This window comes from Sphingorhabdus sp. (genome assembly GCF_044354325.1).
In the GTDB taxonomy this organism is placed as follows: domain Bacteria; phylum Pseudomonadota; class Alphaproteobacteria; order Sphingomonadales; family Sphingomonadaceae; genus Sphingorhabdus_B.
In genome coordinates this window covers 1-7,692 of sequence record NZ_JBILAF010000095.1, presented here as the reverse complement: position 1 = coordinate 7,692, position 7,692 = coordinate 1, and the positions used below count along the sequence as shown (strand labels likewise).

The following is a 7,692-nucleotide window of genomic DNA, read 5'->3' as shown; positions in this document are numbered from 1 at the left end:
TTGGGCCATATGGACATCATCCGGCGCGGGGCAAAGCTTGTCGATGAACTCATCATTGGCGTGACCACCAACGCGTCAAAATCGCCGATGTTCGCGGATGAAGAGCGTATCGCGATGGTCGAGCGCGAAGTTGCGACAATCGGCGCAGATCATATCCGCGTCGTCGGGTTCAATTCACTGCTGATGGACTTTGCCGAAGCACATGGCGCAAGCACGGTCATTCGCGGCATTCGCGGCGTCACCGATTTCGAATATGAATATCAACTCACGGGCATGAACCGCCAGCTGAATGACCGCGTCGAGACGCTATTCCTGATGGCAGATGTCGCGCTTCAGCCCATCGCGTCACGGTTGGTGAAGGAAATCGCCATATATGGTGGCGAAATTGGCAAGTTTGTGACGCCCACGATCCGCGACGAAGTTGTCGCCCGCGTTCAATTATTGGGCAGCAAGGCAAGCTAACGACGCGCCTGCGCGTTACATCGTACTACGCCGCTTGCGTTCCTTAGGCGCCGGCAGCTCAAGATATTCCTCCGGCACATATATCGCATAAGTTGCCAAGCGGATCTCGTGCACGAATTGAAACAGGCAAGCCGACAACAGCGCCAATGCCAGCATGAATACCGCTACGGCTATCCATGCTGCAGAAATATTGGTGAGCCCCATGACGAACAAGACAACGATCATTATGCACACCGAAATCGCGGATAACACCGCGCACAATATCGATCTTCCTACCACACGCATCCGCTTTTCAATGATACGCAGTTCGGTGACGACCCGTTCATGCGCTTGACCGTCAGTCTCCGCATATTGCCGCTGCAGGTCGCGTGACCGGTCAACAATGCGCGACAGTCGGCCGGTGAGGACATTGAGCAGGCTGCCCACCGCAACCAGCAAAAAGGCGGGGGTCAGTGCCGTCTGCAGAACGGAAATGACCGCCGCCAGGTCCGGGCCAAATTTACCGTCCATTTTGCAACTCCGCCGCCAATGTCCGCAAATCGGTTTTCAACAACTTACCGATATGGCTGCGGGGCATTTCGTCGATGGGATAGAGCACCGAAATGCGTTGGGTTTTGCCAAGCTGCCCATTCACCCGCTCCAAGATAGCGTCGAGCGTGCTGCTGGCATCGGGATGCAACCGCACAAAGCCAACCGGCGTCTCGCCCCACGCATCCGACGGCATTCCTACTACTGCAGCCTCAGCAACCTCCGCTTGCGCCTCCAGCAGCCCCTCTAGGTCTTTGGGGTAAATGTTGAACCCGCCGGAGATGATCATGTCTTTCGCGCGCCCGACGATGGAAACAAAGCCGTCTTCATCGACGATTCCAATGTCGCCCGTTTTGAGCCAGATATTGCCATCCTCATCGCGCCATTCCATCTCGCGCGTTTTTTCCGGCTGGTTCTTATAGCCGGACATCATCGTGGGTGACCGGCCCGTTAAAATGCCTTTTGATCCAGCAGGAAGGCGATTGTCGTCGTCATCAAGGACGATCAGTTCATGGCCCGTCACGGGCTGCCCCACGGTGTGCAGCTTGTCGGGAAAATTATGCGCCTGCAACATGCAGACCACCCCGCCCTCAGTCATCCCATAAATTTCAATAAGCCCGCCGGGCCAGCGTTTGACGACATCAGCCTTTAACTCCGCCGGGAATGGCGCGCTGGTGCAAAATTTGACGATGAAATGCGAAAGATCGTAATTGGCAAATCCATCATGCGCCATGATCCGCTGATATTGGACGGGCACCAGCATGGTATGCGTGGTCCGGTCAGCCTGTGCGTGGTCAAGATAGCCGGTGACATCAAATTTATCCATGATCCGCGCAAATCCGCCATGGCACATGGTCGGCAGGAACACAGCGAGCGTCGTGTTCGAATATAAAGGCGTGGAGACCAACGCGCGGCTGTCCGGACTGTAAATGGATTTGAAACCACCTGCCATCTGGTGCCAGCGCATGGCATGCGAATGGATGATGCCCTTTGGCGTGCCTGTCGTTCCGCTCGAATAAATGATGTTGAACGGGTCAGTCGGCGCAGGTGCGGCTGCTGCAAATGTAGCACCCTCTTCGGCCATCCAAGCGTCAAGGCTTGGGTGCTCTGCGTCGCCATTATCCAATATGACAATGCGCACATCGCCCAAGTCTATACCGCCGAGTTCAGCCAGCTTTGCCGCATCGACAAAGAGATGCATCGCGCCTGAGTCCCGCAACATCGCAGACAATTGGGCCGGGGTAGCCGATGTCGTCAGCGGCGCAGCGCAGCCGCCTGCACGCACTGCAGCCAAATAGACCAGCGCGTAATTGATGTTGCTCATGCCCAAAATGGCGACCGCCTGACCATGCTGGAGGCCATCACGCTGAAGCTGGGCTGCAATGCGTGACGTTTGCTGCGAAACTTGGCCCCAAGAAACCGTGGTGAACTTGTCAGCGAGTGCTTGCGCGTCGGGTTTTTCTGCACCCCAAGCGCCAATGAGTGCGCCAAAGTCCCCAAAGCTCTTTTCCAGTTCAGTATCGATATTCATCAGGTTTTGTGCCTATCCCTTAAATGCGCATTTGATGATTTAGCGCGATATCGAAAACTTTCACCGCTTAATTTTGGGCCGCACCCCGCCACCCAAAAACGCAACAAGCGGCAGGCGCAAAAGATTGTGGAAAAATAGCCCCTTATTGCCGCTTTCCCTTGGGCTTTTCGGCCGTGGGGCCTATAGTCCGCAGATGACAGATCAAATCCCGGAAAACTCCGAAAATAACCCGTCTGCGGACAGCGCAGCCAACCCAAATCAGAACGAATATGGTGCCGACAGCATCAAGGTTCTCAAGGGCCTCGACGCGGTTCGCAAGCGGCCGGGAATGTATATCGGCGATACGGATGATGGCAGCGGCCTGCACCACATGGTGTTCGAAGTATCGGACAACGCGATCGACGAAGCGCTCGCCGGACATTGCGATCTGGTGCTGATCGAATTGAACGCCGACGGATCGGTCTCGGTTGAAGATAATGGCCGCGGTATCCCGACGGGCATGCACAAGGAAGAGGGCGTTTCCGCAGCTGAGGTCATCATGACCCAACTGCACGCCGGCGGTAAGTTTGAGAACACGTCGGACGACAATGCGTACAAGGTATCGGGCGGGTTGCACGGCGTCGGTGTGTCCGTCGTCAACGCACTATCTGAGTTCCTTGAGCTCACCATTTGGCGCGAAGGCAAAGAGCATTGGATGCGCTTTGAACATGGCGACGCCGTTGCGCCGTTGATCGTTCGTGGCGATGCGCCAGTGGCCGATGGTAAACCCAAAAAGGGTACGCGCGTCACCTTCATGGCGTCGACCGACACGTTCAAAAACGTGCTCGAATTTGATTTTGACAAGCTTGAGCATCGCTATCGCGAACTCGCGTTTCTGAATTCCGGCGTCCGCATTTTGCTGCGCGACAACCGCCATTCGGAAGTCAAAGAACATGACCTGTATTATGAGGGTGGCATTGGCGCTTTCGTTAAATATCTGGACCGCAACAAAACGGCGTTGCTCGCCGATCCGATTGCGATTTCGTCACACCGTGACGGTATCGGCATTGATGTCGCGCTGGAATGGAACGACAGCTATTACGAAAACGTCTTGTGCTTCACCAACAACATTCCGCAGCGCGATGGCGGCACCCACTTGGCGGCATTCCGCTCGGCATTGACGCGCACGCTGAACAACTACGCCGAAAAATCGGGCGTGTTGAAAAAGGAAAAGGTTACGCTGACGGGCGATGACATGCGCGAAGGCCTGACCGCTATTGTGTCGGTGAAATTGCCCGATCCAAAATTCTCGTCGCAGACCAAGGACAAGTTGGTCTCGTCGGAAGTACGCCAGCCGCTGGAAAGCCTGATGGCCGACCGGATGAGCGAGTGGCTTGAAGAAAATCCCGGCCATGCGCGCACCGTGATTCAAAAGGTCATTGACGCTGCCGCCGCCCGCGAAGCCGCACGTAAGGCACGCGAGGCCAGCCGCAAATCGGTCATGAGCGTTGCGTCTTTGCCCGGCAAGCTTGCCGACTGTCAGGAAAAAGACCCTGCCAAGTCCGAACTATTCCTGGTCGAAGGCGACTCCGCAGGTGGTTCGGCAAAGCAAGGTCGCGACCGGCATTATCAGGCGATTTTGCCGCTCAAGGGTAAAATTTTGAACGTCGAGCGCGCGCGTTTTGACCGGATGCTCTCGTCCAAGGAAGTGGGCACGCTCATTCAAGCCATGGGCACGGGCATTGGCCGCGAAGATTTCAACATTGAAAAGCTGCGCTATCACAAGATTGTGATCATGACCGACGCTGACGTCGACGGGTCACATATCCGCACATTGTTGCTGACATTCTTCTATCGCCAGATGCCGGAGATTATCGAAAACGGCCATCTCTTCATCGCCCAGCCGCCTTTGTACAAGGTCGCAAAGGGCCGCAGCGAAATTTACGTTAAGGACGACAAGGCGCTCGACGACCATCTTGCTGAATTGGGTCTTGGCGGCGTTGTGCTTGAAGGTGCCGGCGGACAACGCGCAGGCGCCGATTTGGGCGCATTGGTCGATCATGCCCGCCGGATGCGCAGCCTGATGGCATTTGTCCCGCGCCGCTACGACCCCACAATTGTCGAGGCCATGGCGCTCACCGGTGCGCTTGACCCCGAGGCGACTGACCGCGCTGCTGCGGTGGCCAAGGCGGCCGCATGGATGGGTGCGCAGGATGTTGAGGGCAAATGGTCCGGCCGCGTATCCGAAGACGGTGGCTATCACTTCGAACGCCTATGGCGCGGCGTAACCGATCACCACATCATCGACGCGGCATTCCTAATGTCGGCAGAAGCACGCAAGCTGCACAAGCTCGCCAGCGAAGAAACCGCCAGTTACGAAACCCCTGCCCGATTGGTGAAGGTCACTGCCGCTGTAGCAACCGATGCCGTCGAAGACATCGAAGCAGATAACGACGTAGAAGCAGCGGATGCCGTTGGCGACCAAGCCAAACGGGCGACGACAGCCGTCAGTGTGGGCAATAAAGGCGCGATCACGCGTCCATCGGAATTGCTTGAGGCCATACTCGCCGCAGGGCGAAAGGGCCTATCGATTTCGCGCTACAAGGGTCTTGGCGAAATGAATGCGGAGCAATTGTGGGAAACGACACTTGACCCTAATCACCGGTCGCTGCTCCGTGTCGAAATTGACCAGGCCGACTTGGCGGACGATATCTTCACCAAGCTGATGGGCGAAGTGGTTGAGCCACGGCGTGATTTCATTGTCGAAAACGCGCTTAACGTCGCCAATCTGGACGTTTGAACGCAAAGCCTGTGCACATTATCGCTTCGACAATTGGAAGCGTGCGGCGTTTATTGTAGCCCGCACGCCTCGGGGGGAATATCATGCACAAACGTCATTATCTTGCGCTCGCGCTCATCGCCTTGCCGGTTTTGGCGCAGGCGGGCGACAGCCGTGTCGAAATCGGCACCGGATTGGCCAGCTATTATGGCGCTGAACTCAGCGGCAATCGCACGGCCAGTGGCGAGCGTTTTGATCCCAACGCGATGACGGCGGCGCACCGGACGTTATCTTTTGGCACAAGGGTGGCGGTCACCAATCTGGCCAATGGTCAGGAAGTTATCGTGCGGGTGAACGACCGCGGTCCGTGGAGCAAATCACGCATCGTGGATCTATCTTATGCTGCGGCCAAACAGATCGGCATGCACCGCAGCGGGACCGCAAAGGTTAAGCTCGAGCGGCTCGATTAACCAAGCGCAGCGCGCTGCCAGTCCGGCAAAACAAGCGCGGTCAAATCTTCGACGCGCCGCAACTCCACCGATATATCAAGTTCCGGATAGACGCAGCGCTGCCGGCTCTCGTCGGCTTGCGTCAATGGGACCACCACCAGCCGTCGGTTCACTTTCTGCCGCCAGTTCATACGCGCGGTATTCTCCTGCCCGACATAGCATCCCTTGGTGAACGATACCCCGTTCAGTTCGGCGGCATTGGCCTCAAGCCACAAAGTCTGCTCGCTGCCCAGCTCATGTACGCCCTCGGTGATGCCGAGCCCAAGCCGATGCGCGCGATATTCGGCGCTCGCGTCGATATCATCGGCAGCCGGTGTGCCCAGCCAGCGTGTCCCAAGCTCCGCATGGCGCGGGTCTGTGCTGCCGTCGCCTTTCCAGAACACGCCGCATTCCGGATCAATGGCAATGGCGATTTTCCGGCGCAACCGGTACATCGACAGGCGCCGGACCAATGCGTCTGCTTGCGTGCCTTCGCAATCGATAAGCACATCGTCACCATCTGCCCACAGGATGAAATCGAACAGCGCCTTTCCCTGCGGGCTCAGCAAGCCCGCCCATAAGGGCATTTCTGCCGCGGTATCTTGCGTCACCAGGCCCTGGAGAAATTGGCGCGCGTCCTCTCCTGCCTCGGTGGGCGACAGACGGATAACGCAGCGGTCGAATAGACGGGTGTTTGGCATAGGTGACAGATAGGGGGAGAGGCGCTTAAAGGGAAGCCATGACCGACCAGATGATTCTTTCCATCCGCCGCCCTGATGATTGGCATCTCCATTTTCGCGACGGTGCAGCGATGCGCAGCGTGGTGCCTTTTACAGCAAAACAGTTTGCGCGTGCGATTGTCATGCCCAATTTGTCGCCACCAATCACGACGGTTGAAGCGGGCGCGGCCTATCGTGACCGGATTTTGGCGGCGGTGCCCGAAGGCGTCACGTTCACGCCGCTCATGACGGCCTATCTTACCGACGTAAGTGACGGGAATGAACTCGCGCGCGGTCACGCCGAAGGTGTGTTTACAGCGGCAAAGCTATACCCCGCGCACGCCACCACCGGAAGCGCACACGGCGTCACTAGCGTCACTAACATCATGCCCGCGCTGGAGCATATGGCGCGGATCGGCATGCCATTGCTGATCCACGGCGAAGTCACAGACTCGCATGTCGATATCTTTGACCGAGAGGCTGTGTTCATTGAACGGACGCTGTCGAAACTGGTTCGCGATCTGCCTGAGCTGAAGATCGTGTTTGAACATATCACCACCGCTGACGCGGTTGCTTTTGTAGATGCCAGCGGTCCCAATGTCGGGGCGACAATTACGCCGCAGCATTTGCACATCAACCGCAATGCGATGTTTGCGGGCGGCATCCGTCCGCATGCTTACTGTCTGCCAGTCGCCAAACGTGAGGTGCACCGGCTTGCGCTCCGCAAGGCTGCGACATCGGGCAGCAGCAAATATTTCCTCGGCACCGACAGCGCGCCGCACGACAAATCTGCCAAGGAAAGCGCCTGCGGATGTGCGGGTATCTTCAACGCGCCCTTCGCATTGGAAAGCTACACCGCCGTCTTTGAAGAAGAAGGCGCGCTGGACAAATTTGAGGCCTTTGCTTCGGAAAACGGCCCACGTTTCTACGGCCTGCCGTTGAACGAGGAGCGTATAATATTGGAACGCGCAGACATCGTGGTTCCGGAGCTATTGGCGCTGGAAGGGCTTGATGTCGTGCCGTTCCACGCAGGGGAAACATTGCGCTGGCGTTTGAAGGCTTAGGGTCAGGACCTAAGCTTTTGATGCCCTGTAGGTTTTAATCGCGTCCGCACAGAAAATCGCGATACTGACCCAGATCAGGATGAAGCACGCCAGCTTCGTCGTGCTCAATGGCTCGCCGTACACGAACACACCCAGCAGGAAA

The 7,692-nt window shown here is 57.1% G+C and carries 7 protein-coding genes; 4 read left to right on the top strand and 3 right to left on the bottom strand.

The genetic code is table 11. The annotated features are described in order from the left end of the window. Positions 1-462, top strand: a 462-nt coding sequence (gene coaD, locus ACIQ0G_RS08715; protein ID WP_397577571.1) for a pantetheine-phosphate adenylyltransferase, incomplete at its 5' end; no start/stop codon positions are given. A 15-nt stretch (positions 463-477) separates the two neighbouring features. On the opposite strand, the gene ACIQ0G_RS08710 is transcribed toward coaD, so the two are convergent. Continuing rightward, positions 478-972 carry a DUF2721 domain-containing protein gene (locus ACIQ0G_RS08710; RefSeq protein ID WP_397577570.1) on the bottom strand — a complete coding sequence of 165 codons (495 nt, stop codon included), beginning with the start codon at positions 970-972 and terminating at the stop codon, positions 478-480. Next, positions 962-2,521: a class I adenylate-forming enzyme family protein gene (locus ACIQ0G_RS08705; protein WP_397577569.1), complete on the bottom strand. Its 1,560-nt coding sequence runs from the start codon at positions 2,519-2,521 to the stop codon at positions 962-964. Before ACIQ0G_RS08705 ends, ACIQ0G_RS08710 begins: the two co-directional genes overlap by 11 nt. 193 nt (positions 2,522-2,714) lie before the next feature. On the opposite strand from ACIQ0G_RS08705, the gene gyrB reads away from it, so the two are divergent. Further along, positions 2,715-5,300, top strand: coding sequence for a DNA topoisomerase (ATP-hydrolyzing) subunit B (gene gyrB / locus ACIQ0G_RS08700; RefSeq protein WP_397577568.1), 2,586 nt, complete (start codon positions 2,715-2,717; stop codon positions 5,298-5,300). An 83-nt stretch (positions 5,301-5,383) separates the two neighbouring features. Continuing rightward, positions 5,384-5,749, top strand: a complete 366-nt coding sequence (locus ACIQ0G_RS08695) for a septal ring lytic transglycosylase RlpA family protein (RefSeq protein WP_397577567.1) — start codon at positions 5,384-5,386, stop codon at positions 5,747-5,749. On the opposite strand, the gene ACIQ0G_RS08690 is transcribed toward ACIQ0G_RS08695, so the two are convergent. Then, a complete protein-coding gene (locus ACIQ0G_RS08690) occupies positions 5,746-6,468 on the bottom strand; it encodes a YgfZ/GcvT domain-containing protein (RefSeq protein WP_397577566.1) in 723 nt (240 codons plus the stop codon). The two genes, ACIQ0G_RS08695 and ACIQ0G_RS08690, sit on opposite strands and share 4 nt — an antisense overlap. 38 nt (positions 6,469-6,506) lie before the next feature. Here ACIQ0G_RS08690 and pyrC point away from each other — a divergent pair, with 38 nt between their 5' ends. Further along, on the top strand, positions 6,507-7,550 hold the full coding sequence (gene pyrC / locus ACIQ0G_RS08685; RefSeq protein ID WP_397577565.1) for a dihydroorotase: 1,044 nt from the start codon (positions 6,507-6,509) through the stop codon (positions 7,548-7,550). Positions 7,551-7,692 lie beyond the last annotated feature (142 nt).

Bases quoted from the DNA above. Each gene is read 5' to 3' on its own strand.
- ACIQ0G_RS08695 (WP_397577567.1), top strand. From the start codon at position 5,384: ATGCACAAACGTCATTATCTTGCGCTCGCGCTCATCGCCTTGCCGGTT.
- ACIQ0G_RS08710 (WP_397577570.1), bottom strand. From the start codon at position 972: ATGGACGGTAAATTTGGCCCGGACCTGGCGGCGGTCATTTCCGTTCTG.
- ACIQ0G_RS08705 (WP_397577569.1), bottom strand. From the start codon at position 2,521: ATGAATATCGATACTGAACTGGAAAAGAGCTTTGGGGACTTTGGCGCA.
- ACIQ0G_RS08690 (WP_397577566.1), bottom strand. From the start codon at position 6,468: ATGCCAAACACCCGTCTATTCGACCGCTGCGTTATCCGTCTGTCGCCC.
- gyrB (WP_397577568.1), top strand. From the start codon at position 2,715: ATGACAGATCAAATCCCGGAAAACTCCGAAAATAACCCGTCTGCGGAC.
- pyrC (WP_397577565.1), top strand. From the start codon at position 6,507: ATGACCGACCAGATGATTCTTTCCATCCGCCGCCCTGATGATTGGCAT.